Annotated in this window: 24 protein-coding genes; 8 read left to right on the top strand and 16 right to left on the bottom strand. The window is 65.7% G+C overall.

The features are described 5' to 3' along the window. The first annotated feature begins 136 nt into the window (after positions 1-136). On the top strand, positions 137-541 hold the full coding sequence (locus ALMP_RS39065) for a DUF1257 domain-containing protein (protein WP_264936731.1): 405 nt from the start codon (positions 137-139) through the stop codon (positions 539-541). Positions 542-634: 93 nt separating this feature from the next. Here the strand turns inward: ALMP_RS39065 and ALMP_RS39060 are convergent, their stop codons facing one another. Then, complete coding sequence (locus ALMP_RS39060) at positions 635-961, bottom strand: hypothetical protein (RefSeq protein ID WP_264936730.1); 327 nt, start codon at positions 959-961, stop codon at positions 635-637. On the opposite strand from ALMP_RS39060, the gene ALMP_RS39055 reads away from it, so the two are divergent. Next, on the top strand, positions 948-1184 hold the full coding sequence (locus ALMP_RS39055) for a hypothetical protein (protein WP_264936729.1): 237 nt from the start codon (positions 948-950) through the stop codon (positions 1182-1184). The two genes, ALMP_RS39060 and ALMP_RS39055, sit on opposite strands and share 14 nt — an antisense overlap. A 41-nt stretch (positions 1185-1225) precedes the next feature. Here the strand turns inward: ALMP_RS39055 and ALMP_RS39050 are convergent, their stop codons facing one another. From ALMP_RS39050 to ALMP_RS39040, 3 genes are all read right to left on the bottom strand, one after another. Continuing rightward, positions 1226-2398, bottom strand: a complete 1173-nt coding sequence (locus ALMP_RS39050) for an ROK family transcriptional regulator (protein WP_264936728.1) — start codon at positions 2396-2398, stop codon at positions 1226-1228. A gap of 88 nt (positions 2399-2486) precedes the next feature. Further along, the gene (locus ALMP_RS39045) at positions 2487-3566 is read right to left on the bottom strand and encodes a phosphotransferase (protein ID WP_264936727.1); all 1080 of its coding nucleotides are present in this window, start codon (positions 3564-3566) and stop codon (positions 2487-2489) included. 26 nt (positions 3567-3592) lie between these two features. Next, a complete protein-coding gene (locus ALMP_RS39040; protein WP_264936726.1) occupies positions 3593-4942 on the bottom strand; it encodes an aspartate aminotransferase family protein in 1350 nt (449 codons plus the stop codon). Between the two features lie 351 nt (positions 4943-5293). On the opposite strand from ALMP_RS39040, the gene ALMP_RS39035 reads away from it, so the two are divergent. From ALMP_RS39035 to ALMP_RS39025, 3 genes are all read left to right on the top strand, one after another. Then, a complete protein-coding gene (locus tag ALMP_RS39035; RefSeq protein ID WP_264936725.1) occupies positions 5294-5674 on the top strand; it encodes a CPCC family cysteine-rich protein in 381 nt (126 codons plus the stop codon). After that, positions 5671-6402 (top strand): HEAT repeat domain-containing protein, encoded by a 732-nt coding sequence (locus ALMP_RS39030; RefSeq protein WP_264936724.1) that lies wholly within the window; start codon positions 5671-5673, stop codon positions 6400-6402. The genes ALMP_RS39035 and ALMP_RS39030 overlap by 4 nt, the downstream gene beginning before the upstream one ends. Positions 6403-6771: 369 nt before the next feature. Further along, positions 6772-7314, top strand: a complete 543-nt coding sequence (locus ALMP_RS39025; protein WP_264936723.1) for a hypothetical protein — start codon at positions 6772-6774, stop codon at positions 7312-7314. 257 nt (positions 7315-7571) lie between these two features. Here ALMP_RS39025 and ALMP_RS39020 read toward each other — a convergent pair whose 3' ends face one another. From ALMP_RS39020 to ALMP_RS39000, 5 genes are all read right to left on the bottom strand, one after another. Next, positions 7572-8657, bottom strand: coding sequence for a site-specific integrase (locus ALMP_RS39020; RefSeq protein WP_264936722.1), 1086 nt, complete (start codon positions 8655-8657; stop codon positions 7572-7574). Positions 8658-9137: 480 nt separating this feature from the next. Continuing rightward, positions 9138-11132 carry an ATP-binding protein gene (locus ALMP_RS39015; RefSeq protein WP_264936721.1) on the bottom strand — a complete coding sequence of 665 codons (1995 nt, stop codon included), beginning with the start codon at positions 11130-11132 and terminating at the stop codon, positions 9138-9140. Between the two features lie 210 nt (positions 11133-11342). Continuing rightward, the gene (locus tag ALMP_RS39010; RefSeq protein ID WP_264936720.1) at positions 11343-12023 is read right to left on the bottom strand and encodes a M48 family metallopeptidase; all 681 of its coding nucleotides are present in this window, start codon (positions 12021-12023) and stop codon (positions 11343-11345) included. A 34-nt stretch (positions 12024-12057) separates the two neighbouring features. Next, on the bottom strand, positions 12058-15150 hold the full coding sequence (locus ALMP_RS39005) for a type I restriction endonuclease subunit R (protein WP_264936719.1): 3093 nt from the start codon (positions 15148-15150) through the stop codon (positions 12058-12060). Continuing rightward, positions 15147-16022, bottom strand: a complete 876-nt coding sequence (locus ALMP_RS39000) for a restriction endonuclease subunit S (protein ID WP_264936718.1) — start codon at positions 16020-16022, stop codon at positions 15147-15149. The genes ALMP_RS39005 and ALMP_RS39000 overlap by 4 nt, the downstream gene beginning before the upstream one ends. A gap of 129 nt (positions 16023-16151) precedes the next feature. On the opposite strand from ALMP_RS39000, the gene ALMP_RS38995 reads away from it, so the two are divergent. Beyond that, a complete protein-coding gene (locus ALMP_RS38995; RefSeq protein WP_264936717.1) occupies positions 16152-16334 on the top strand; it encodes a hypothetical protein in 183 nt (60 codons plus the stop codon). 26 nt (positions 16335-16360) lie between these two features. On the opposite strand, the gene ALMP_RS38990 is transcribed toward ALMP_RS38995, so the two are convergent. Next, complete coding sequence (locus ALMP_RS38990; RefSeq protein ID WP_264936716.1) at positions 16361-18793, bottom strand: type I restriction-modification system subunit M; 2433 nt, start codon at positions 18791-18793, stop codon at positions 16361-16363. 416 nt (positions 18794-19209) lie between these two features. Here ALMP_RS38990 and ALMP_RS38985 point away from each other — a divergent pair, with 416 nt between their 5' ends. Together ALMP_RS38985 and ALMP_RS38980 are read left to right on the top strand one after the other, a co-directional pair. Then, complete coding sequence (locus ALMP_RS38985) at positions 19210-19584, top strand: hypothetical protein (RefSeq protein ID WP_264936715.1); 375 nt, start codon at positions 19210-19212, stop codon at positions 19582-19584. Positions 19585-19828: 244 nt separating this feature from the next. Beyond that, complete coding sequence (locus ALMP_RS38980; protein ID WP_264936714.1) at positions 19829-20101, top strand: hypothetical protein; 273 nt, start codon at positions 19829-19831, stop codon at positions 20099-20101. Here ALMP_RS38980 and ALMP_RS38975 read toward each other — a convergent pair. From ALMP_RS38975 to ychF, 6 genes are all read right to left on the bottom strand, one after another. Beyond that, positions 20094-20384, bottom strand: a complete 291-nt coding sequence (locus ALMP_RS38975; protein WP_264936713.1) for a hypothetical protein — start codon at positions 20382-20384, stop codon at positions 20094-20096. The two genes, ALMP_RS38980 and ALMP_RS38975, sit on opposite strands and share 8 nt — an antisense overlap. Positions 20385-20687: 303 nt before the next feature. Beyond that, positions 20688-20891, bottom strand: a complete 204-nt coding sequence (locus tag ALMP_RS38970) for a hypothetical protein (protein WP_030145785.1) — start codon at positions 20889-20891, stop codon at positions 20688-20690. A gap of 61 nt (positions 20892-20952) precedes the next feature. Then, positions 20953-21783, bottom strand: coding sequence for a helix-turn-helix transcriptional regulator (locus ALMP_RS38965; protein WP_264936712.1), 831 nt, complete (start codon positions 21781-21783; stop codon positions 20953-20955). Then, complete coding sequence (locus ALMP_RS38960) at positions 21780-22325, bottom strand: DUF6879 family protein (RefSeq protein WP_264936711.1); 546 nt, start codon at positions 22323-22325, stop codon at positions 21780-21782. The genes ALMP_RS38965 and ALMP_RS38960 overlap by 4 nt, the downstream gene beginning before the upstream one ends. After that, the gene (locus ALMP_RS38955) at positions 22309-22500 is read right to left on the bottom strand and encodes a hypothetical protein (RefSeq protein ID WP_030145782.1); all 192 of its coding nucleotides are present in this window, start codon (positions 22498-22500) and stop codon (positions 22309-22311) included. Before ALMP_RS38955 ends, ALMP_RS38960 begins: the two co-directional genes overlap by 17 nt. A 332-nt stretch (positions 22501-22832) precedes the next feature. Beyond that, positions 22833-23921: a redox-regulated ATPase YchF gene (gene ychF / locus ALMP_RS38950; protein WP_264936710.1), complete on the bottom strand. Its 1089-nt coding sequence runs from the start codon at positions 23919-23921 to the stop codon at positions 22833-22835. Positions 23922-24125: the final 204 nt, after the last annotated feature.

The following is a 24125-nucleotide window of genomic DNA, read 5'->3' as shown; positions in this document are numbered from 1 at the left end:
GGAGGGCCCCCATCGCGTCGACTCCCTCCTCCGCCCTGCATCCGCACGCACCACACCCCGCTCGGGCCGGCCGAAAGGCACCACGCCTCGGAGCCGACCTGATCCACAAGACACCCCCTGGCCGAAGGAGACCGCGATGTCCCACTTCACCCGCGTCCGCACCGCGCTGCGCGAACCCGACCTGCTCGTCCAGGCCCTCGCCACGCTCGGCTTCACCACCGTCGAGACCCACGACACCCCGCAGCCCCTCTACGGCTACCAGGGCGACGCCCGCCCGGAACGCGCCGAAGTGATCGTCCGCCGCGCCCACATCGGCCGCCTCAGCAACGACATCGGCTTCCGCCGCCGCGCCGACGGCACCTTCGAAGCCGTCATCAGCGCGTACGACAGGTCCCGCTACAACGAGCCCTGGCTGACCGGACTGGCCCGCGCCTACGGCCACGCCGCCGCGCTGCGCTACGCCGAGGACAACGGCTACGAGGTGGACTCCGACGTCGAGGAGAACGGCCGACGCCGCCTTGTCCTGCGCCGCTACACATGAGAACCGCGCGCCCCGGAACACCGACAGGCCCTACCGGCACCCGGGCCGACACCGAGGCGACGGGCGCGCGGGACCCCTCCCGGGCCCCCGCGTTTAGAACGGTCCCATGACCACTTCGGAAACATCGGCCCGATGCCGTACGGCCAGGCTGTCTGCGGCGCGCGGCCCGGCGGGGACCGTCTGCGCCCTGGCCCTCGCCGCCGCGCTGACCGGCTGCGGCTCCGACTCGGGCGACGACACGGGGGCGCCCACACCGGCCACGACCTCGCGTTCGGCCGAACCATCCCCCGCCTCGCCCACGCCGACGAAGCCCTCCTCGTCGCCGTCGCCGACCGCGGTGAAGCCGATGAAGCCGTCGACACCGGCCGAGCTGCGGGCGTGTACGGACGGAAGCTGCACGATCGTCGTGACGAAGGGCACCGAGATACCACGCGCCGCCGGCCTGCGGGCGGGACCCTTCACGGTGAGCGCCGTCGGCGCCGAGGGCGTGGACCTCAGCTCGGTCGACGCCAGCGGATTCACCTCCAACCTGCTGGGGCAGCGCCCCGACCAGGGCGGGCCCTCCACCGTCAACGAGCTCTCGATCGCCGTCCTCGCCATCGCGGGAGACACCGCGAAGCTGCGGCTCTTCCCGGCGAAGTAGGGCGAGTGCCCCGGGCCCATGGGCCCGGCTCGCGGTCCGGATCAGAATGCCGGCGCGGCCTGCTCCTGCCGCGGTCCCTGACCGCGTGCCTTGAGGAGCGCGTCCCGTAGGCGGTTGTGGGTCATGGCCAAGCAGGCGTGCACCGCGCCGCGTGCCACCGAGAGTCCCAGGACCTGGGAGACGGTCGTGATCCGGGGGGTGGCCGGCAAGGACTGTTCGAGTCGCTTGCGTACCTCGGGGAGCACCTCGTCCACCAAGGGGCGCAACCGGCCGACGAAGTAGACGGATTCGGGATCGAGTGTCACGGCGACGATGCTCACGGCGGTCGTGACCGCCGTCGTGAACGCCTCCACCGTCTCGGCACGGGCTCGATGGTCCTGGGGTGCCAGCCACAGGTCCTCGACGCGTTCGATGTCCAGTCCGTGTTCACGAGCGAACTTCACAAGCCCCGCGGTGCCCAGCAGCCCGTCGAGGGTGCGGCCGTCGATGCCCGAGGAGAGGGAACCGATGTCGCCGAAGGCAGGAGTACGTCCCCGAGCCAGTTCCTGATCCCTACAGGTGGCGAAACTCAGGGTGCTGCTGACGCTGAACAGGGCGGCGTCATGGACGCTCGCGTCGTCCATGAGCACCTGGAGCAAGGACGCGTTCGCGTCACTGTCGAAGGTCACTGGAGCATCGACGAGCTTTTCGACCGTTCGGTGGAGGTCTCTGCCGGAGTAGATTCTCATCGCATCGGCAGGCCGGAAGACCTCGGCACCGTCGCGGACATGGGCGGGCAGTGCCGCGACGACCTGGCGCAGTGGCCCTCGCGCGCAGGCGCTGGTCTGCTCGATCAGGTCGACCAGCCACCGGCCGGCAGCGGGGACGTCGTGGTGCTCGACCGTCGGAACGGTCACATGTCCGATCTCACGGCCGCGTAGGTCGGTCACCAGCACGCCGGTGGTCAGGGCGCCGAAGCTGACCCCCACGACGTGTCCGGCCGTCTCGGGCACATCGAGGTACGTCGACGGACGGCCGCGTCCGGCGACGGCGTCGACTCCCCCGTCCACGACGAACCCGTCGGAGCGCAGATCCTCGACGGCCCGCGACACCGTCGCCTTGCTCAACCCCGTGAGCTCGATGAGCTTGTTCCGGGTCAACGGCGCATGGGAGAGAACCACGTCAAGGACACTTGCCTTGTTGTAGTCGCGCGGTGTGGGGTTGATGCTGCTCACCTCATGACCTTAGCGAGACCGTACGCGGCCCGAACCAGTGGTATCTGCCGGACTTGCGGGCAGTTCGTCGCCGCCTCAGTGCCGCCGCTCAAGGCCTGTCAGGGCGGGTGCTCAGCAAGCGGGCCACGACCTCCTCCATGGCGACGGCCATGGCCCGCTCCACGTTGACCCAGTCGTCTCTGGCGTGCTCCAGCAGGTAGTCGCGACGCTCGGGCACTCGCTCCGCGCGCCAATGGGTGACCAGCGCGCGAAGTGTGAGGCGTGCCAGCGCGGCGACAGGCAGGAGCGGGAGTTCGGTGTCCTTGATCGGCCGGGCCCGCTCGTATCCCGCGACGAAGCCGCATGCCTCACGCCAGGGATCCCCTGGTGTCCGGCCGAGAAGGTTCGCGAGAGACACGGCAGGATCGAAGATCAAAGCACTACGCATGCTGTCACCGAAGTCGATCACTCCTGTGACGAAGCTGTCCGTGCGCGGATCCACCAGGACGTTGTAAGGGCTGTAGTCACCATGGATCACTTGGGTCTCGAGATCACCCAGCCTCGGAACAACGGCCTCGCGGAAAAGGCGGAACACTTCTTGTGCCAGCCGACGGTGCACGGCGCCGGGCGTGTACTCGATGAGCTCCCGCAGCTGGTCGAAGTGCCGAAGGTCCCACACAAGGCGCCGCTCGTCCGCTGGATGCCTGAATGACCGCAGTGCCAGATCCACTCGCCCGAGCATCTGCCCGGCCTTGGCAAGCTGGTCGGGATCGGGGTTCGTCCGCGCCAGGACGGCACCTTCGACGAAGTCGAAGACGCGCAGGACTCGAACCCCGCCGTCTTTCGTCTCGATCGGTACGTTGTCGCTGCCTTCGACGGTCTCCTTGACCCGCTGGACGGGGAGATGAGGAGCTTCGGTTTCGAGGTGGCGCATCACAGCCGTCTGCAGAGCCACGACAGCTACCGCCTCGTCGGGCGGGGAGACCTTGACGAGATGGTCGGCCGTGGCGGTCCGCAACCGGAACGTGTCGTCCTTCTCGGTTGCCAGCCGTTCGAGATGTCCGCTCAGCCGGTAGTGCCGGGCGACGAGGGCGTCCACCACGTCCGTCTCGATGGGCTCGTGGGACGATGCCAGGCCGCTCTCCTCGAACAACTGCTGGGCGATACGTGCGGGGGGCGAGGTGTTCACGTTCGGTCCCTTCGGCTTTCGGCCTGCTACAGGCGCGTCTCGGCGATCTCCGCGAAGGTTTCGAGGAATCGCGTCACGTCGGCCGAGTCGAAGGCCAGCGGCGGCCGGATCTTGAGCACATTGACTCCTTCCCCGGTGCCGCTGATGAGGACGCGACGCTCGCGCATGTCGTTGATGACGTGGTCGGCGCGGACACGATCGGGCTCCAGCGACTCCCGGTCCTTCACCAGTTCGACGCCCACGTACAGGCCACTGCCGCGGACCTCCGCGACGTGGGGAGACTCGCGAGTGATCTCCTCGATGCCGGCTCGAAGGGCCCTGCCGTTGTCGAGGACCCGCTGCCGCACGTTCTCCGCTTCGAAGACGTCCAGAACCGCGGCACCGGCGGCAACCGCGATCGAACTGCCCGCGAAGGTATTGAAGTAACGGACATTCTGCCCGAACTCTTCGCACACCTCGGGCCTGAACACCACGCCGGAGATCGGCATGCCGTTGCCCATGGGCTTGCCCATCGTGACGATGTCCGGAAGCACCCCGTGGCGGCTGAACCCCCACATCGACTCTCCGAGCCGGGCGAATCCCGACTGGACCTCGTCGGCGATGTACACGCCGCCCGCGGCGTGCACCTCCTCGACCATGTCACGCAGGTAACCGACGGGATCGGTGAAGATGCCGTCGCTCGAGTACGCGCAGTCGGTGATCAGCGCCGCAAGCCTGTAGCCGTGGCGCTCGAGGTCGCTGATCGCGCCGCGCACCTGGCTTCGCATGTGGTCGGGAAGCGATGAACCCGGCGGGACGAGTCGCGGATCAGGAGCATCGATGAGCCGCACATTCGGCCCGAGCGGTGACCCGGCGCCGAGCGTCGGCGAGAAGCTCGCGACCTCGCGAGTGAGACCGTGGTAAGCCCAGCGAGTCACTACGATTCCCTCGCCGCCCGTGTGGTGGCGAGCCACGCGCACGGCCAGGTCGTTCGCCTCCGACCCGCTGCACGCGAAGCTGACCCTCGAGAGCGCTTCGGGCATGGTCGCCACAAGGCGCTCGGCGTAGTCGACGAGTGATTCCTGCACATAGCGCGTGTTGGTGTTGACCGCCGCCAGCTGGCGGGACACGGCCTCGACAACGTGCGGGTGTGCGTGACCGACGCACGGCACATTGTTGTAGGCGTCAAGGTAGTCATTGCCGTCCCGGTCGAACAGGTGAGCGCCTCGGCCCGAGACGAACTCGACCGGCTCGCGGTAGTTCAGTGCGTAACCGGGGCCCAGCACGTTGTTTCGCCGCTTGACGGTGGACTGCAATCGCTCAGGCAGTTCACCGAGCGCTGCGGAGTCGAACCGGTTGGGATAGTTGGCCAGCGCTCGACTCGGCGTCGAAGCCATCAGCAGATCCCCTCCTTCGTTGGCTTGCATCTCGTCGCGCCTGCTTCAGCGGCAGCCTACCAGATTTAGTTTCAGTTCCAACCTGAAACTTATTCCTGCCGGACGGGGTCGGCACCCGCTCGCGACGCACCTGCGCCAGCAAGGCCCGGCAGGTCCAGTTCCCGCTGGGACGGACAGGTCGCGGCGGGACCGACAGGACGGCGAGCTTCCACGACACGGCGGCTCCTCGGCCGCCGCGTTGGCTCCCGACGACCGTTTACGGGTGTCCCGCGGACTGGCTGCGGACCGGCCGGGGTACCGAGGCCGAGAAATCCATGGCGCACCGGGCGGATCCGCAACGAGACTGCGCAGATGAGCGACCGCTACCCCTGTCCCTGCTGCGGGCACCGCGTGCTCGACGCCATGCCCGGCTCCTACGAGATCTGCCCCGTCTGCTTCTGGGAGGACGACGGGCTCCAGTTCCGCTGGCCGACCATGGCAGGCGGGGCGAACAAGGTCTCCCTGATCGAGGCCCAGCGCAACTACCAGGACTTCGGCGCCTGCGACGAACACAGCCGGCGGTACGTCCGCCCTCCGGCCGAGGGCGAGCCGCTGGACCCTGCCTGGCGCCCGATCGACCTGACACGCGACTCCTTCGAGGACTGGGCAGTCGAGGACCGCGCCCCGTGGCCCGACGACCGCTCGGTGCTCTGCTGGTGGCTCCCCACTTTCTGGCGCCGCGACCATCCATGACCACCCACATCGAGAGACTCATCCAGCAGCTCGATGACTCGACCGGCCCGTCGTACGACGCCCGCGCAGAACTCATCGGCATCGGCTCCGAAGCCATCCCCGCCATCATCGACGGACTGCCCTCTCTCGGCGGCTTCGGTCAGCTGACCGCCATCGAAGTCTTCGAAGAAGTGGCGGACCCACGCTGCGGCCCCGCTCTGATCGCCCTCCTGGGCAGCGAGAACCCCACAGTCCGGGATTGGGCCGCGACGGCCCTGGCGAGCCTGGAGATCGACGGCGCGGTCGACCCCCTGCGCCACGCCTATCGCAACTGCCTCGACCGGGCGACGCCACCGGACTGGAGCGAGCCCGTCGCCATCCGCTGGGCACTGACCGAACTCGGCGCACGCAGCCCTGTCGTCCCGCCGCTCACGGCGCGCCTACGAGCCACCGCTGCGGACGACGCCCCGCGCTGGCCCTCGGCCCGCTTCGCCGAGATCGTCAACGACCTGGCCGACCACGCCCAGGTGATCCTCTACTCCCAGTTCTGGCGGGTGGACGCCGACTGCACGTACGGCGTCTCCGGCACCGGCCTGGACTGGGAACTCGACTGGGCCGCGCCCTGGGAGCACCTGGTCGAGGAGTCCCGCACCTGGTCCCTGCTGGAAGCCTCCGAAGCCCCCGCCGGCGACAACATCTTCGTCGCCCTCACCTGGATCGACCGTACCGACCTGTACCCGGAGAGGTGACAGATGCCGTTCCGGCACCCCGAGGAGATCGGGCACGGCTATGTGATCGAGCGCTACGTGACGAGGAAGGACTCGGACCACCCGCGTTACCGCGAACTGAAAAGCGGTCGTGTCCTGCGGCCCGGGTGGCCACACGCCGAAGCCTTCGCCCATCACCTCATAGACGACGCAGGTCGTCATCGCTGGCCTGGAGGCCGATCTCGGTATGGGTGACCGTGCGCCCCGCTCGGCGGGACAGCGCCTCGGCCAGGCCGCTGGCTGGAAGAGCAACCCGAGGACACCGCGGCTCCGGAACGACTCGGCCACCGGCGTGAGGACCGGACCGCGCCCAGCCCGGCCGCCCCGCACGAGCCGGCACCCGAGCCGCCCGTGGCCGCTCCAGGAAGCGGGGCGGGGTATCGCGGCCCGTGGCGGATCGCCCGGGAGGAGGAGCGCGCCGAGTGGACGTTCACGCCGTACGTAGGAGTCGGCCCCCTGCACTTCGGGATGACCTTGGAGGAGATCACCCGCGTCCTCGGCGAAGGACCGGCCGTCTCGTCCTACTCCCACCACGGCGAAGACCAGCAGCTCGACTACGCCGACTTCACTGAGAGCGGGATCAGGGCCCTCTTTCGCGACGGCCGCCTGGGGTGCGTTGCCGCAGACGCCCTCACCGGCCCCCAGGTGAGACTGGACAAGGCCCCGCTGACCGGCTGCGCACCCGCCCACGTGGAGGACTGGCTCGTCCACCGCACAACACGGCCTGGCGGCCTGGCGTACAGCGTCGCCGGCGATCCGGTCTTCGCCGACCTCGGCCTGGCAATCCGCTCCCAGCGCGCCGGCGACGTCCTCCTGACCCGGCCCCTCTTCCTGCTCCACGACTGGCTCGACCTGTGGCACGCGCTGCCCAGCGAGGAGTGGAACTGCTCCTGAAGCGTGGTCTGCGAGCCGCTTGCGTGCGCCGGTTCGGTTGAGCGGTGAGGCGCCAGTTCAGGACCTCGGCGGGGTGCTCGGCGCTGTCGAGTTCTGGCCGCCCGACCCACTCCGCCGCAGGTCAGACGACCTTTCGCCGGACGTATCAGACGTTGAAGCGGAACGTTCATGGAACCCCTTCCTTCCCAGTGTTCCCAAGGGTTTCTGCCCTCTGGAGGGGTGCAGGGTCAGCACCAAGTCAGCACCGTGTCGTCGGGTCAGCACGTCACGCCGCCACGGCGACGGCGCGTATCGGCGACGGCCGAAGCGCTTGCTGCATCACGTCCCGGCACCGGTCCCACGCCTCCGGGCACCAGGTGCCCGTACGTGTCGACGGTCGTCTTGATGTTCCGGTGACCGAGCCAGCGGCTCACTTCGTGGATCGGAACGCCGTTCGCGAGCGCGGTCGAGGCGAAGAAGTGGCGCAGGGAGTGCGGGGTGTACTTCGGCTTCTTGTCCGGGGTGACCACGCCCGCCGCCGCGCACGCCTTCCGCCAGTGATAGCCGTACGTCGACGCCGTGGGCATCTTCCCCTTGCCCCGCTCACGCGGCGCGAACAACGCCTCTACGCCGTCGACCTCGACCGTGCCCCAGCGCTTCAGGTGGTTGCCGATCTCCTGGTCAAGGAACGTCGGCGTGGGCACGTCCCGGTACTCGTCCGCCGTGCGGTGCTTGAGCGGCACAAACCGCGTCACGCAGTCACCCTGGTTCGCCTTGGCGCTGATCTGCCTACGCAGCCGCAGGAAGCCTTTCCGCTGACAGTCGGAGGTCAGCCCCAGAGCCTCACTGATACACAGCCCAGCGCCCGCCTGGAGCCATACCGTGAGCCGGTACTGATCGGACATGGCAGCGGCGATGGCGTACACCTCCGCGAGCGTCGGTATCTCGTCCGGGTCGACGGCGGCGCCTGCCGTCTTGATTGGCGGCACCCCGTCGCACGGGCTCTCGCATATGCGCCGTTCCTTGACGGCCGTCGCCATCATGGCGCGCAGGATGTTCATGCGGTCGTTGACCGTCGATGCCGCCAATCCGCCGTTCACCATGGCCGTCTGAAGCTTCTTCACGTCCGGGATAGTGACCCTGGCGAGGGTGCGGGCACCGAGCGCGGGAACCAGGTGGTTCGAGATGAAGCCCTGGTAGTTCCGTCGGGTCGACTCGTTCACCTGGTGCTGCGCGAGCCACTCTTCCGCCCACTTGCGCATGGAAATCTGCCCGAGCTGGTGGTCGATGTAGACCCCGGCCCGCTTGTCGTTCTCCGTGAAGGAGCGGCTGGACGGTGCCGTACCGGACGACTCTGTGACCATCTTCCCCGTCCGGGACGCGGGGGACTCCGGCTAATGGAAGGGCATCTACGAAGACCTCGCGGAACGTCAGGATCCTGGACACAGGCGGCCTGTGGCCGACCAGCACGCAGGCCACTGGGGACTACGAAAGCCCGAAGCCTCGAAGCCCGCCAGACAAAGGCAGCGGCTCCCCGAAGGAGCCGCTGAACGAGCAAGACGACTTACGTAAGTACGCGATTGCGTCCAGCGGCAAAGCCGTAAGCCTGTGCAGCGGCGAAGAGCAAGTACGCGAAGTCGCGAAGTGGTCCAACCAGGAAGCGGCCTATCGGCCGTTCTTGATGTAGACGACTTACGAGGCTGGACTCCCGTACTTGCTCTTCGCCGCTGCCTTCCTCGGGGCCGCGGGGCGGCAGGAGTCCAGGCTCACGTCCAGTTTCTGACGCCGTTGCCCCTTGCCCATGCCCTTCCACCGTTGCCCTTCACCGTCGTAGGGATGGGGCCTCACGAGGTGGTGGCAGCTCCGGTCGTTCCACTGTCCCCCGCCCTGGCCGCGGGCACCGTACCGTCTCTCACCAGATCCATGACCGCGTCAGTGTGTTCCCTGATCAGATAGTCCATGGCGTGCTCGGTCGACGACTGGTACTCAAGCTGCTCGCTGTAGAAGCGGAGCCGCTCCTGCGCGTCCTCGATGATCTCGCCCCAGGTTCGTACCCAGATCCGATACGTGGGCTGGTTGACAGCACATCCAGGCATCCGGTCCTGCTGGTGGGCAAGTTGACGAAGGCCGTCGTCCATGGCATTGCCGACGAGCCAGAAGTCCCAGGTCACCTTGGGGTCCCGGAACCTGTCGTCGTTCATGACCGCTTGTGCATAGCTGTTGATCTGCGTGAACTCGGACATGCCGAGTGTGGCATTCGACCTCTTGAGTTCGATCACGAGGTGGTGACGCTCCCCTTTCCGCTGCCGGGCAGCACGGGACAGCATCAGGTCGACGATCCCCCGACTCCCGTCCTCCCTCAGAACAGGGGCCGGTGCAGGTGTGTCCCGATCGAGAAGACGACAGTGCTGTCTCAGCACCTCGTTCAGACTGCGGTCGCTAACGTGCAGCCCGTACTCCTCACCGAAGATCCAGCACTCGTTCTCCAGGATCCGGTGCAGCTCGGTGCGTTCCTTGACCCGCCCCTTGGCCACGGGGTCGAAAACGAGGTGCTCCAGAGCCGACAAGAAGTCGAGGCGTCCGGTCGTCGCGGTTGACGCCTTGATCAGGGCTGATAGCGGCGTACGATCCAGCAGTCGGCTCAGCTCCGCCTGCTCCTGCTTGGAGAGCGCGAAGAGCTCCTCTGAGATACGGAGCACTTCGCCCGGTTCGTGGGTCAGTACCGAACGCAGAAGCGCGAAGGACACCTTCTGGGCTCTCTTACTCGCCGGCAGGTGCCGGACGACCGCGGTCGCCACAGCGTCGAAGGTCTCGCGCTCCGCACGCTCCTGGTCATTGGAGGGCTCGCCTGTATAGGGGTAGAAGCCCTCAGCACGCCACGAGTCGACGAGCTCACGACGGCGCTCGTCGGCGCGGGAACGGAAGTGCTCACGCATACGCTCCCGGGCTTCGGCCAGTACCTCGGCAGCGGGCCCCTCCGGTGTCCAATCGGCGAAGGCGAGGTCGCCGACCGAATCGTCCTCGAACCCCGACCAGGACAGGTACGCCGTGAAGTGGAAGCCCGGAGCCTGGATCTCCGGCTTCAGCTGCGCCAAGGACATACCTCGGCCGTCGCAGAGGAACAGAGCCCGGGAGTACGGACGCGACCATTCGATGATCTTCAGCTGGGCCGACGGGTGAGAACTGCCCGGCGGAGCCGCCACGTCGTACGTCTCGACGTGAACCTGCTCCGACGCCGGGTCCAGCCGCGTCCCGTCGTAGGTGATGCAGATGTCCGGGTATGCCTCCAGATGGAGCGCGAAGGCGGCAGTGAGCGCGGTACGGGCGGCGTCCTCGGTCAGCTTCTGGAGGTCCTCCCCACCGAACGCCTCGAAGATCGTCCCCGTCGCGCCAGCCGTCGGCTCGGGATCGCTGACGTCGAACTCGTCCATGGAGCCGCGATCGGACTCGATGACCACACGACGGCGGATCCCCTGCATTCCGCTCACGCTGGTCCAGCGCACCTCGCTGCCGAGCGCGAAGGCCCGGACTCGGCCTCGCCCGTTCTTCCCGTGCAGCACGCGCTTCTTGACCTCGCTGACCTGCGTGCGCTTCTTCCAGGACGTACCGATCTGCTCGAAGTAGTCGCTGCACTTCTCCGCCGCGATACCAGTACCGTCGTCGATCACGGCGACCCGGTCGACTCCACCGAAGTCGTTGCGCTCAAGCACGACGGTGACAGTCTCGGCGTCCGCGTCGAGAGAGTTCCAGATCAGCTCCTCGACGGCTCCCACGGGATGACGCAGGCGTGCCAGCTCCTCGACGTGCCCCCGCCCTACGGTCAACCGAAGCTTCGCCATGGGGTCAGCACCTTCCGCATCATCGTCATCTGATGGGACCAAGGGAGAAGCGGGACGCCTCCCGCGATCTTTAACTCGCATATCTGATAAACGTCACTCGATATTGTCGAGCAACGGAAATGCGTCCAGGATCTCTCCGGGCTTCCGGACAGACATGAGGCTGTTGCCGTGGAGAATGCCTCGTCCGGACATAAGCAGTCCTTGCTGCACTCAACGCCCCGTCCACAGCTCGTCAGAGAGTGGTGCGGCATTCAGACGATCACGGCGACTACGCCAGTCTGGCAGGAAGCCGTCCATCAGCTGAGCGAAGCGCTGACCGTGTCCACGTTCGAGATAGTGGACCATCTCGTGGACGACCACATACTCAAGGCACTCTGGATGCTTCTTGGCCAGTTCGGAGTTGAACCACAGGCGGCGGGTCTCCCGGTTGCAGGAGCCCCACTTGGTCTTCATCCGGCGGATACCCCACCACGGCACCGAAACCCCCAGCTTCGCCTCCCAGCGCTCGATGAGTGCAGGGATCGCCTGGCGGAGTTGCTCACGACACCACCGGTCGAGCAGGTCACGACGGCGCTGGTCACTCGTCCCATTCGGCACGTAGAGCAGCATTCGGTCGCCGTCGATTTCTACATGCGGGCGCCCCGGCCGCTCGATGACCTTCAGGCGTCGTCGAACACCCCACACGTAGTGAGACTCTCCGCTGACCATCTCGCGCACTGACTGTCGCTCAGCCGAGCGCAGTTGATCCTGCTGGCGCTTGATCCACGGCAACCGCTGGATGACGGCCAGGCGAACCTGATCGTCATCCAGTTGCTGAGGGGCGGCCACCCGGACGCGCCCTATGGGGGGGTACACGCCGATGTGTAGGTTCTTGATGTCCTTATAGACCACGTGGACGTCAATGCCCCGGACCGCGAGACGGGCGCTAGTGGTACTCATGCCTTGCCTTCACCAGTTCAAGGAGCTCATCAAGCCGGTCGAAATCGTCGGGCAGCGCTCGCTTCAGCGCGTTCCGAACCTTCCGCTCCCTTAACGGGTTACCCACCCATGCATGCGGCTTGGAGTGGAGCACTGCGGTGTCGACCTCGACAGCCAGTCGCTCATCAGGGAGGAAGAAGTCGACCAGGGCCCGCTTCGCCCCGTTGTTGGCCCAGGCGGGATACCTGTACGTGTCGTCAGACTCTCCCCTGCCAAGCTGCGCGGCAGTCTCCAGCAGTTTGGCGAGGTATTCCTGGTACTCGATCGCGCCCTGACGCCGCTCCTCGATTATGGCGTCGAGCAGCTCCGACATCTTGTCGAAGTACTTCGGGTTCGTCGCATGCTCTTCAATGATCAGCTTGCGCATGTTGTTGACGACCGTCTCGGCGACGGCTTCAGGGCTGCTCTTGATTCCCTTCGGCAGCTTGTCGAGGGCCCCGGCGCCCAGTTCGGCGATGAGTTGAACGAGGCCGGTGTCCTCGAAGTCGGACACAGTCTCGGACGCGTCCGCCTGGATGTAGGTGTCCAGAAGGAACCGCATACCGGCCTCGTACTGCTTGAAGTCGACGTCCTCGCCGGCTCCGAGCTTCACCTCATCGCGGACATCCGTGTAATGCCGGATCTCAGTGCGGATGTCCTCGGCCTCCTGGCTGGTGTATCCGGCGGCTTCCATGTCGTTGGCCAGGTTGGCGAAGGCCCGCGTAACCGCGGCTACCGCCTTGTACAGCTCGACACGCTTGGGCTCGTTGGCCTTGAGCTGCTCGGCGTTGCCGGGATCAGCCGCACAGAAGTACTGCTGGTACTGGAGCGTGTTCCGGGGCTGTGCAACCACCTCGCAGAGCGCGCGGATTCGTTCCAGCGCTTCGTCGAGAGCCTCTCGCCCCTTCTCGATCCGGTCAGTCAGCAGGCCCTCGATGTCCTGTGGTTCGTACCCGTCGAGTGCGCCGGACGTGTAGTCGGTGATGGCGTCCTGTAGGGAGTTGAACAGGTCGCGGTAGTCGACGATGCAGCCGAACTCCTTGTCGTCTCCGTCGAGTCGGTTGACCCGGCAGATCGCCTGGAACAGGCCGTGATCGCTCATCTTCTTGTCGATGTAGAGGTACGTGGCGCTCGGCGCATCGAACCCGGTCAGGAGCTTGTCGACGACGATGAGCAGGCGCATCCGGCCGGGCTCCTCGACAAACTGCCGTTTGACCTCATGCTCAAACTGGTCGACCTTCGTCATGGCGGCGTCTTCGGACTCGCCGAAGTGGTCAGCGAGCATCCTTCGATAGATGTCGTACTGACGCAGCTTCTCTGTCTGGCCTGCGCCGGAGTCCTCCTTGGAAATATCTCCGGGGCTCGGGGCGTAGCTGGTGACGATGGCGCACTTCCCTCGGAAGCCCGCGTTGCAGAACAGCTCGTAGAACTTGCATGCCTGGTAGATGCTCTCGCCCACGAGCATGGCGTTACCGCGCCCGTCCATCAGGCGGGGCTTGGTCTCCATATCGAGCAAGATGTCCTGCACGATCTGCTTCGCCCGAGGCTCGGAGGAGATGACCTTTTGCATCGTGCCCCAGCGCTTCTTCAGCTCTGCCTTGGACAGATCGGTCATGCCGCGAGTCTTGGCCTCGAACCACTTGTCCACCTGCGCCGGCGATGTCAGGTGCTGGTCGATGGAGCGGGCTTCGTAACAGAGGTCGAGCACGACGCCGTCTTCGACGGCCTCGTCGAACTTGTACGTGTGGATGAACGACCCAAATTTCTCCATGCTGGTGGCCTTGTCCGCCTTGAGAAGCGGCGTCCCCGTGAACCCGATGAACATGGCGCCCGGCAGCAGGTCCTTCATCGCGTCGTGCATCTTGCCGGACTGAGTGCGGTGGGCCTCGTCGACGAAGACGAAGAGGTTGCCCTTGGCCTTGAAGCCCTTGGGGATCCTAGCCTTGAGCTCCTTGATGAACTCGTTGTCGGCCTTGGATCCGTCCTTGCCATCCGCCGAGCTACCGAACTTGTGCACGAGAGAGCAGATGAGCCACTCGGCAGACTTGTTCAGCGTGTCCAGGAGGTCCACTCCACTGCTGGTGCGATAGATCTGCTCCTTGACGCCGTTGAAGACCTTCTCGATCTGTTCGTCCAGCTCGGTGCGATCGGTGATCAGCAGGACTCGGGCGTCATCTTGGTGCTCCCGGATCCACTTCGCCAACCACACCATCGTGAGCGACTTCCCCGAGCCTTGGGTGTGCCAGATGATGCCGCCCTCGCGGCGGCCGATACGTTCCTGCGCGGCCTTGACGCCGAAGTACTGGTTGTGTCGGCACGCCTTGCGGATACCGGAGTCGAAAACGGTGAAGTCATGGATCAGTTCAAGCAGCCGCTCCTTACCGCACATCTGGAGCAGAGCCCGGTCCAGCGGCTCCTCGACACCGGAGGGTTCCTTCCACTGCAACCAGTACTTCTCAGGCGTATCGATGACGCCGTAGCGCAGGCCCTCCACGTCGTTGCCGGCAAGCACGAGCTGCACAGTAGAGAAGAACGGCCGAATGAACTGGGGCGTCTGATTTCCGATGGTCTGCCGAATACCCTCACTCACGGCCACCCGGGAACGCTTGAGCTCCAGAGTCACCAGGGCAAGGCCGTTGACGTAGAGCACGATGTCGGGGCGCTTCGTCTGCTTCCCGACGATCGTCACCTCCTCAACGACGACGAAGTCATTGGCCTGCGGGTCGGCCCAGTCAATGAGCCAGACCGTCTCGTAATGCTCACCGGCGCCCGGCTTGACCTTGACCCCGTAGCGCAGCAAGTCATAGACGGCGCGGTTCGCTTCGTACAGGTCACGACCGCTACCGAGCGCGGCTGCCTTCTTGAGCTGGTCAATCGCTTTGCTAACGAGGGCACTGTTGTAGCCGCGGGCGCGCAGGTTCGACTCCAGCAGCTCGACCTCGATGTTCGAGTTTCCTGCGCGTCGCTCCCAGCTGCCGAGGTAGCGGTAGCACAGTTGATCCCTGAACAACGATACGACCCGCTTCTGGGACTTACGCTCAACCTGCCCGACATCGCTCACTTGGCGTCCTCCGTTCCCCCAGACAACTGGGTTCGGCCGGTGAGGAGTTCCTGCATAACTCCCGTTCTCACTGCCCGCTCCTTGTCGAGACGCACTCGCAAGTGATCCAGTTCGTCATCCGCATCAGACAGCACCTTAGCGATGGCCTCCTGCTCATCCAAAGGAGGAAGCAGGATCCGGAGGTCACGAACCATGGTGGCATTTAGGTTCGCCTGGGTTCCCTGCTGACCCATCTCCCTAACCTGTGCCTTCATGGCTGTGAGGCAGTAGTAGAGGTAATCGCGATGGAGGTCTCGACCAGGCACGATGCCGAGAATTGCTTGGCTGGACGACACGCGGCCCATGGCGATGGCGCACTCACCGAGCGATGCGTACATCGCATACAAGACGGCACCTTCCGGATATAGCTTGGCAGTGCAGTGCGCCAGTCCGTCAGCGCTGAGGGTTTTTTCCGTTGCGTGGACGAAACGGCCAGCTCGCGTCATATCCGAGATAGAAACCCACGGGATTCCACCACCGTAGTATTTGGCCACGCCGGAGGGCGGCGTCCCGCCACTACTCATTGAGGCATGGTCTCCGAGCCGAGCCTCATTCCACGTTTCCCGGTAGCCCGGCAGTCGCGTCTTTCCGGTGAGGAGCTGTTGCATGAGCCCCTGTTTGATCGCCCGCTTCTTGGCCATCAAGCGCTGCAGGGCAGTGGCCAGACCGTTTAGATCATCGAACAGTTCACCCAAGCGTCGCTGCTCGGACGGCGACGGAAAGGGGAGCGGCATGGAAATAAATTTGTCGCGGGGAAGATGAGCGATGCTCGTCTGTGTCACATAGTTCGCGAATGCTCCGGTGTTCGCCCAGTACTCAAGGAAGGCCAGCATAAGCCGAACGTCAAAGCCGCCTTTGGGTCGCAATCGGTGCAGGGCCTTCTGGAAGTAACACTCGGCAAGTTGGTTCTGCCAAATCGCCGCACGACCGACTTCCCCCCCCTCGCATACGAGGAGATCACCTTGGCGCAGACGGTATCGATGCATATCTGCCCGGGTCATGGGAACCACGCCAGCGGCACTGACGTCAATCCGCCCCCACTGCACCGCCCGGTTCCCAAGGTATGGCTTAGGCTCGCCCGTATTCCGGGCAGCATCGAGCATCTTCCCGAGTTGCACGTCGAACTGCTCACCGACGGTGCTTGAAGGCCACCGCGGGCCGGGCGGGGCGCTCACCGGACCCCCATGTTGGCCAGATGCCGGGCGACTTTGGATTCAAGATGTTCCAGTTCTGCGACCAGCACGCCGACGGGTTTGGCGTAGCGCTCCCCAAGTTCCCTGATACGACTCACCAAAGCGAGCGTCAGCGCCTCAACCCTAGAGGTCACGCGCACCGTGATCGTCGTCCACCACTTGTCGTCCAGTACGAGTTTCCGCACGTCGCCCTCTGTGAGGTCGCCGTACTTCTTCAGTGTCGCAAGATGGAGCGCCGCCTCTGCTTCCTTAGCGGCCTTCTTGGCCACGGCCTCTGCGTTATACAGCTTGATCAGGTGCGCCAGGGCCTCCACTTCGTCGTCATCCGTTCCTTCGTGACGCGCGGCCTTCAGGCGGGCCGACGCCAGCGCCTTGTTGATCTTTTCTTCGTCCATGGCACCCGCCAGGAGCCCATCCTCCGAGGCATGCTCCTCGATGTACTCCGCAACCGCACGGCCGGCATCCTCGGCTGCTGCCACAAGCTCGTCGAGCTTGGCTTGGTCGTCGGCAAAATAGCGCGCCACAATCAGAGCTGGCGGGATCAAGTCCATCTTGTACTTGACGGCGCTGCGACCAGCCCCCACCAATAGGTCGGGCGTCTCGGACAGCGCACGGTTCTTGTCTGCCGTGATCTTGCGCGGCTTGGCGGCCTCGGTCCAGCCGTCGTTCATAATCATGAAGACGTCGTCGTGCATGACGTCATGCCAATAGGTCATGAGTTGCTCGTAGACGTCGTACTCGTCCACTAGAGGCACCGACTTGAAGTGATCGAGCAGATCGTCGCTGAGCGTGGCGATAAGGTCGTTCGGCTGGGTGTCAGCGTCGATGCCTTCGAGCCGATCGCGATGTGCGCTAAACCACTCGGACGTGAGGGTGCGGGCCCCGGCGGCGAACTTCTGAAATTCGGGCGAGCCGAGGATCACCTGCTGAATCTCGTCAGCGTCGATGGTCAGATCGTTGTAGCCAGGACGGTTCGGCTGCAACAGCTGGGCGCGCAGCTGCGGAAAAGCGTCCCAGTAACCGGCGAGCGCGTCGAGGTCGCGGTCGGGGATCCCGCCGTGCAGGTGCGCATGGAGGTCCTGGATGTCCTCGGGCTCGGAGGAGTCGACGTAGCGGGGGATGTTGAGGTTGTAGTCGTTCTTCGGATCGGCGATCTCCGACAGCGGAACCATGCGCGAGTAGCGGTCGATCGTGGTCTGTCGCGTGAAGACGTCGACGATCTTGTGGATGTCCTGGCTGCGAAGGCGGTTCTTGTTGCCGTCCTTGATGAAGCCCTTGGACGCGTCGATCATGAAGACGCCCGTGCGGCCGACGGCGTTCTCCTTGTCCAGAACGATGATGCAGGCGGGAATGCTGGTCCCATAGAAGAGGTTCGCGGGGAGGCCGATAATGCCCTTGATGAACCCCTGCTTCAGCAGGCGCCGACGGATCTCAGCTTCGGCGTTGCCGCGGAAGAGCACGCCGTGCGGGAGGATGACCGCCGCCTTGCCCGTGCTCTTGAGTGACTTGAGGATGTGCAGCAGGAAGGCGTAGTCGCCGTTCTTCTCCGGCGGTCGGCCGTACTCGAAGCGGCCGTACTCCTGCTCCAGCCCGTTGCTCCAGGACTTGATCGAGAACGGCGGGTTGGCCACGGCGAAGTCGAACGTCTGGAGTGCGTTCCCGTTGGTGAACTGAGGGCTCGTGATCGTGTCGCCCTTGAGGATCTCTGCGTCTTCGTTCCCGTGCAGGATCATGTTCATCTTGGACAACGCCCACGTGGCGTTGTCCTTCTCCTGGCCGTAGATCGTGATGCCTCGCGGAGCCTCGGCAGCGACCTTCAGAAGCAGCGAGCCTGAGCCACAGGTCGGGTCGTAGACCGTCTGGTCCTGGCGAGTGTCCTTGGTGATGCCGACCACCTTGGCCAGAACCCGCGAAACCTCCGCGGGCGTGTAGAACTGCCCCTTGCTCTTGCCGGACTCCGTGGCGAAGTGGCGCATCAGGTACTCGTAGGCGTCACCAAGAAGGTCGTCACCCTCCGCGCGCGAGCCGCGGAAGTCCAGGTCGCTGAAGATCGTGACCAGCTTGGAGAGCCGGTCCTGGATCTCCTTGCCCTTGCCGAGCTTCTCCTCATCGTTAAAGTCGGCGAGGTCGATGACGTTGCGCAGGTCGTTCGCCTCGGCGAGACGACTGACGATCTTGTTGAAGCGGTCGCCGATCTCCTTGTCCCCCTTGGCGGCGACCATGTCGTCGAAGGAGCCGCCGGGCGGGACGTCGATGAGACTGTCGGGGTCGGCCTTGGCCTTGTCGGAGACGTACTTCACGAAGAGCAGCGTGAGGATGTAGTCCTTGTACTGGCCGGCGTCCATCCCGCCGCGCAGCTCGTCGCAGCTCTTCCAGAGCGAGCTGTAGAGGTCTGTCTTCTTGAGGGCCAAGGCTCTTCTTCCCGGTATGTCATGGCGGTCGCGCGGGCCGCCAACCCTGATGCCTGCGGCGTGACGCACGTCGCGCGGCCGTTTCCAGCCGTCGATGCGAGTTCCACGCAAGCGTGTCGAGCCCGTCGTGCTCGTCGCGGACCTCGCCGACGATCTCGGCGGCAGCCGAGTCCACGCGGGAAGCGTAGTAGAGAAAGCGGCAGAGCTGCCTTCTATGGGAAGAGAGGCACCTCGCGGCCGACGCCAAGCAGAGCCGTCCGGCGGGCGGGCCACAGAGCGAAGACGGCAATCCGCTGCGGCGGCCAGAGGATGCACCTTCGCGAAGACTCGAAGACGTACGAGCGCCACGGAACCTGATCGGGCGATGTCGGGTGATTGCCTGACAGGCGAGGGACGGGTCCGGTAGATCTGTGCGCGTGACTGACTCCACGCCCAGCGATCCCATCCCCGAGGACGGCGAGCCCACCTCTTTCACCAAGGCGAAGGGCTGGGTCAGCAAGCACAAGCCGAAGATCCTCGCCGTGGCCGGCACGGTCGGCAGCGCAGCCCTGGCCGTCGCCGTCCTGGCCGCTAGGCATGCCCAGGAACAGAACGTCGCCGAGGAGTCCCAGGACACCGGGTCGGCCGCCGACTCTAGAGAGGAGAAGGAGCAGCGGAACCCGCCCGCCAAGCACAACGTCGCCCCGCACAAGAGACGGCTCGCAGACGGCCGCGAGATCGACGTGTCGGGTTACGAGCGGGGCGGCTCCTCGGAAGACGAGGACGAGGACCCCGGCGAGGCCGCGGCCTGAGCGCTTCTCATTCCTGTGCAGTGCCAACGGATGCCCTGCAGAACGGTCGGATCGCCGCTGACCTGCGGCTTCTATCGCCGCCGGAGGGAGCGCCACAGCTGTCCCGTCGCCCCTGGAACCGTGGCAGAACCCGAGCTGCTAAGACGCGGCGGCCGACGACGGGCCCCTTCGGGGGTCGTACCCCCCACCCCCGCTCTCACCTCTGGCTCTTCACGCCGCCCGCCGCCGTCCGTACGATCCGCGCATGATCAAGCTGACGTGGGCCCTGGTGGCCGAGCACGTGGACGAGTGGACCGGGGACGACGCGGCGCAGGGCGCGTCCGTACTCGAAGCCAGGGCGGGGGCCTCGGTCGAGGCGAGCGGCATGAAGCCGGAGGCCGTGCAGCATTGGCGTACGGACTTCCTGACCCCAGTGGTCACGTCGCTGCGCTCGGAAGGCGCGGCAGCTCTAGCCAGGGGAGAATCGTGGAGCCGGGCGGCAGGACCGTTCATGGCCTGCGCATCCCCGCTCAGCTGAACACAGCCCGTCTCGTGAGCCAGGCAGGCTGACCGGCTCGCCGAGTGGCGCGGAGCCTTGGAGCCGCGATGAAGCTCAGGGCTCCAGCTGTGCGCCTTGCGGCGCGTTCCTCCTTCTCCCGGAGCATCGCCTGGTAGGCCGCCTCCACCTGTTCCGTCGGGAAGCCGAACCTGTTGAGCACCCACCAGACATCCTCGGCCGTCCGCTCCGGGGCATTGGCCAGCTGTTGTTCGATCCACTCCTCCTTGGTCATCGTCTTCTTCGGCTCGGAACGCTTCGCCATGGGTTTCGTCCTGTTCGATCTCATACGGAGGTTCGTGTCTGTGTCGCGTGCTGGGGCCGTCGGCGTCGCCTCCAGCGCGTCTGACGGCAACTGAAGCCACCAGAGCGAACGACGTGCACACCCGCCTGAATCCCTCGTGGCCGGTGCGTCCCATGTGCCCCATGCACCCGATGTCCACGGCCGCCCCGTCCTCGGAAGGCGTCGCCGACCAGTCGCAGCGGAGACACTCGGCCTCGAACGTCACGTCGGTGTCTGGGTGCTGGGTGATGCGGTGCGTGACGTACCGCAGCACAGCGCGGGGCATTACTCGCCCCCGTGCGCGTCCCGCAGGTGTGCGCGCAGGGTCACGTTCATGTCGGACACCTTGGAGTAGTCCCAGACCGATCCGGCGTTGGCCCGTTGTACCGCGAGGCCGAGGCAGTCCCGGCAGCCCGGGACGGGTTCCGGCCGTGCCGGCGGTAGGGAAGAAGCCACCGGCTCCGGCAGCGTCGACGGTTCTCCGTGCATCTCGTATGCCTCCCCGAATCTCGTCGAGAAGGCCATGCTCAGCCGGTCCGAGGGGCCGAAGCTAGGGCGTTTCCCGTTCGCGCAAGAACGCGTCCCTGATGTCCTCGACTAGGGCGCGCATTGTGTCTCCAGCAAGGGACACGGAGGCGAAGCGGTCGAACTTCTCGACGTACAGAGAGACGTCCCGTGGGTCGGTGACGACCACCTCAGCGTGTGTCGTCTCGACCGTCACCACACGGTCGTCCCGGATGACGAAGGAGTGACCGGGCACGTCGCGCTGCGGCGCGTCGAGGGGGACCACGCGCACGTCCACGTTCGGCAGGCGGGACACCGACACGATGCGGTCCAGCTGGCCCGCCATCATCGCGGGCGGAAGGAGACGCCAGCGCAGGACGGGTTCCGTAACCACGAAGTGCAGGGCTTTGCTGGTGTCGTACAGGACGCGTTGCCGCTCGATCCGGGCGGAGACCGTACGGGAGAGCTGTTCGTCCGTGAGGCCCTTCGGCTCCAACACTGCCCGGATGTACTCGGGCGTCTGGAGCAGACCGGGGACCAGGGACGGCTGGAAGAGGCGCAGGAGCGTCATCGAAGACTCCAACGCCCTGATCTGCTCCTGCTTCTTGTGGTAGCCCATGCGCCGGAACAGGCGCCATGCGGTCGCCTCTGTGGCCTGTGCACGGGCTACGGCGAGGTACTCGGCCTTGATCTCCGGGGACACGTCCAAGGCCGTGAGGATGCGTTCCACGTCCGCCGTCGCCGGGGCGACACGGCCGTTCTCGATCTTCGACAGCTTGGCGGTCGACATGACTGCGCTGCGGGCGACGGCCTTGGCCTCCTTGCCGGACACCTGCCGCAGCGCCCGCAGCGCGGCGCCGAGTTCTGCCTGATTCACGCTGCTCCGTGCTTTCCCCACCACTCGGTGAACGGCACCGACATGGCCAGGGCGACGCTTCGATACGTCGCGTACTGGGACTCCTCGCCCGTGGGCAACGCTCCCGGTGCCGGGACGAACGTCGGCCCGGTGAACGCGCCGTTCTCGTCGTAGTTGAGCACCACAGGCTCGCGGCCGTCGAAGAGCCAGAAATCGGGCACACCCTCCAGCGGATTCGGGCGGTCGGTCGTGTCGAGGATGTGGAACTCCTCACCCGCCGTCATGTTCGTCTGGTAACCCCAGCTCAGCTCGTAGCGGAGGTACGGCGTGAGCGGGCGGGACAGGACGTGGACGCGCACCATGCGCTTGCCGCTCTCCGTCGCCTTTCGCACGGTCTCCAGCCAGCCCGCGTTGTAGTCGGCGGGCTTGGTCTCCCCCGCGAGGAAGGCACGGAAGGCGGCAGGGTTGCCCGAGTTGCTGTAGTCGTCGAGGGTCTCCAGCCGGAACGCCTCTTCCTGGAAGGTGGAGAAGCGGGCAGCCAGGTCGTTAGATGCGCTGATCACGGATTGCCTTCCGGATGAGGTCCATCGGGATTTCCACCAGGGATTCGCCCTCCGGCACGTCGAGGCCGTGTCCCGTCGGCACGCCTCCCTGCACGATCAGGGTTCCCTTGTCGGTCGCATACAGGGTGGGACAGTCCCCGTTCTCACAGGTGGTGGCCAGCTTCGTCAGCCTCATACGGTGCCCCCCTCGTTCCCCTGCTCCGGTGTCCCGTTCATCGTTCCCAGCCGGCAGCCTGCACAACAAGAGGTTCGGGTTTCCAGAACGGGAAACCGGTCCGCCGTCGCTTCGTCCGGGTCAATCCCTTCGGCTGTCCTCCCCTCTCCCACCGGAGCCCCAGGTCAGAGCTTCTGAGAGTCGCCGCCAGGGTCAGCACCAAGTCAGCACACGACCCGGAAACAGCCTGAATCCGCAGGAGAAAACAGGAAGGGGCCAGACTCGATGATCTGGCCCCTGACCTGGGGATTCATGCCCTGACCAGCCACGTTAGCCGATCAAGGACTCAGGCACTACACGTTGAAGCGGAACTCCACCACATCCCCGTCCTGCATCACATACTCCTTGCCCTCCATGCGCGCCTTCCCCTTCGCGCGGGCCTCCGCCACCGAGCCGGTCTCGACCAGGTCGTGGAAGGAGATGACCTCCGCCTTGATGAAGCCCTTCTGGAAGTCGGTGTGGATGACTCCGGCGGCCTCGGGGGCGGTGGCGCCCTTCTTGATGGTCCAGGCGCGGGACTCCTTGGGGCCGGCCGTGAGGTAGGTCTGGAGGCCGAGGGTGTCGAAGCCGACGCGGGCGAGGGTGGCGAGGCCGGGCTCCTGGGCGCCGACCGACTCCAGCAGCTCCATCGCGTCCTCCTCGTCCAGCTCGGCGAGGTCCGCCTCCAGCTTGGCGTTGAGGAAGATCGCCTCGGCGGGGGCGACCAGGGCGCGCTGCTCGTCCTTGAAGTCCTCGTCGACCAGTTCCTCCTCGTCGACGTTGAAGACGTAGAGGAAGGGCTTGGTGGTGAGCAGGTGCAGGTCGTGGAGGAGTTCGTTGCGCTCGGTGCCCTGGACGATGCCGTGCGCGAAGAGCGTGTCGCCCTTCTCCAGGATCTCCTTGGCCTCCTCGACGGCCTTGACCTTCGGGGCGATGTCCTTCTTGATGCGCGACTCCTTCTGGAGGCGCGGCAGGACCTTCTCGATGGTCTGGAGGTCGGCGAGGATCAGCTCGGTGTTGATCGTCTCGATGTCGTCCTTCGGCGAGACCTTGCCGTCGACGTGGACGACGTTCTCGTCCTTGAAGGCACGGATGACCTGGCAGATCGCGTCGGACTCGCGGATGTTCGCGAGGAACTTGTTGCCCAGGCCCTCGCCCTCGCTGGCGCCGCGCACGATGCCCGCGATGTCGACGAAGTCGACGGTCGCCGGCAGGATCCGCTCCGACTTGAAGATCTCCGCCAGCTTGGCGAGCCGCGCGTCCGGCACGCCGACCACGCCCACGTTGGGCTCGATCGTGGCGAACGGGTAGTTGGCCGCCAGCACGTCGTTCTTGGTCAGGGCGTTGAACAGGGTCGACTTGCCGACATTCGGCAGACCGACGATTCCGATCGTGAGCGACACGTTGCGACTTCCCGTACGTGAGAGGGCCAGGGGGCCGGTGAGCGGGCCAGGGGGCCAGGAGACCGGCCGATCCACCAGTTTACGGCGTGCCCGGCCCTGCCCCGGCGGCCCTGTCGAACGCATGGCCAAGGTCTTCCCGACGGCGTGTCCCGTGCCCGATTCGGCACATAAGCCGACCTAAGTTGGACCGGTGGAGCAACACAG

It is taken from the genome of Streptomyces sp. A012304, from assembly GCF_026008495.1.
Taxonomy (GTDB): Bacteria; Actinomycetota; Actinomycetes; order Streptomycetales; family Streptomycetaceae; genus Streptomyces.
Note: the sequence above shows the minus strand (reverse complement) of the source record. Positions and strands in the feature narration are given on the sequence as shown.

What these genes read in the sequence shown, in the direction of transcription:
- ALMP_RS39065 (WP_264936731.1), top strand. Translation starts at nt 137, where the DNA reads ATGTCCCACTTCACCCGCGTCCGCACCGCGCTGCGCGAACCCGACCTG.
- ALMP_RS39040 (WP_264936726.1), bottom strand. Translation starts at nt 4,942, where the DNA reads ATGGCTTCGACGCCGAGTCGAGCGCTGGCCAACTATCCCAACCGGTTC.
- ALMP_RS39035 (WP_264936725.1), top strand. Translation starts at nt 5,294, where the DNA reads ATGAGCGACCGCTACCCCTGTCCCTGCTGCGGGCACCGCGTGCTCGAC.
- ALMP_RS39030 (WP_264936724.1), top strand. Translation starts at nt 5,671, where the DNA reads ATGACCACCCACATCGAGAGACTCATCCAGCAGCTCGATGACTCGACC.
- ALMP_RS39020 (WP_264936722.1), bottom strand. Translation starts at nt 8,657, where the DNA reads ATGGTCACAGAGTCGTCCGGTACGGCACCGTCCAGCCGCTCCTTCACG.
- ALMP_RS39015 (WP_264936721.1), bottom strand. Translation starts at nt 11,132, where the DNA reads ATGGCGAAGCTTCGGTTGACCGTAGGGCGGGGGCACGTCGAGGAGCTG.
- ALMP_RS39000 (WP_264936718.1), bottom strand. Translation starts at nt 16,022, where the DNA reads ATGCTGGCCTTCCTTGAGTACTGGGCGAACACCGGAGCATTCGCGAAC.
- ALMP_RS38980 (WP_264936714.1), top strand. Translation starts at nt 19,829, where the DNA reads ATGATCAAGCTGACGTGGGCCCTGGTGGCCGAGCACGTGGACGAGTGG.
- ALMP_RS38975 (WP_264936713.1), bottom strand. Translation starts at nt 20,384, where the DNA reads ATGGCGAAGCGTTCCGAGCCGAAGAAGACGATGACCAAGGAGGAGTGG.
- ALMP_RS38970 (WP_030145785.1), bottom strand. Translation starts at nt 20,891, where the DNA reads ATGCACGGAGAACCGTCGACGCTGCCGGAGCCGGTGGCTTCTTCCCTA.
- ALMP_RS38955 (WP_030145782.1), bottom strand. Translation starts at nt 22,500, where the DNA reads ATGAGGCTGACGAAGCTGGCCACCACCTGTGAGAACGGGGACTGTCCC.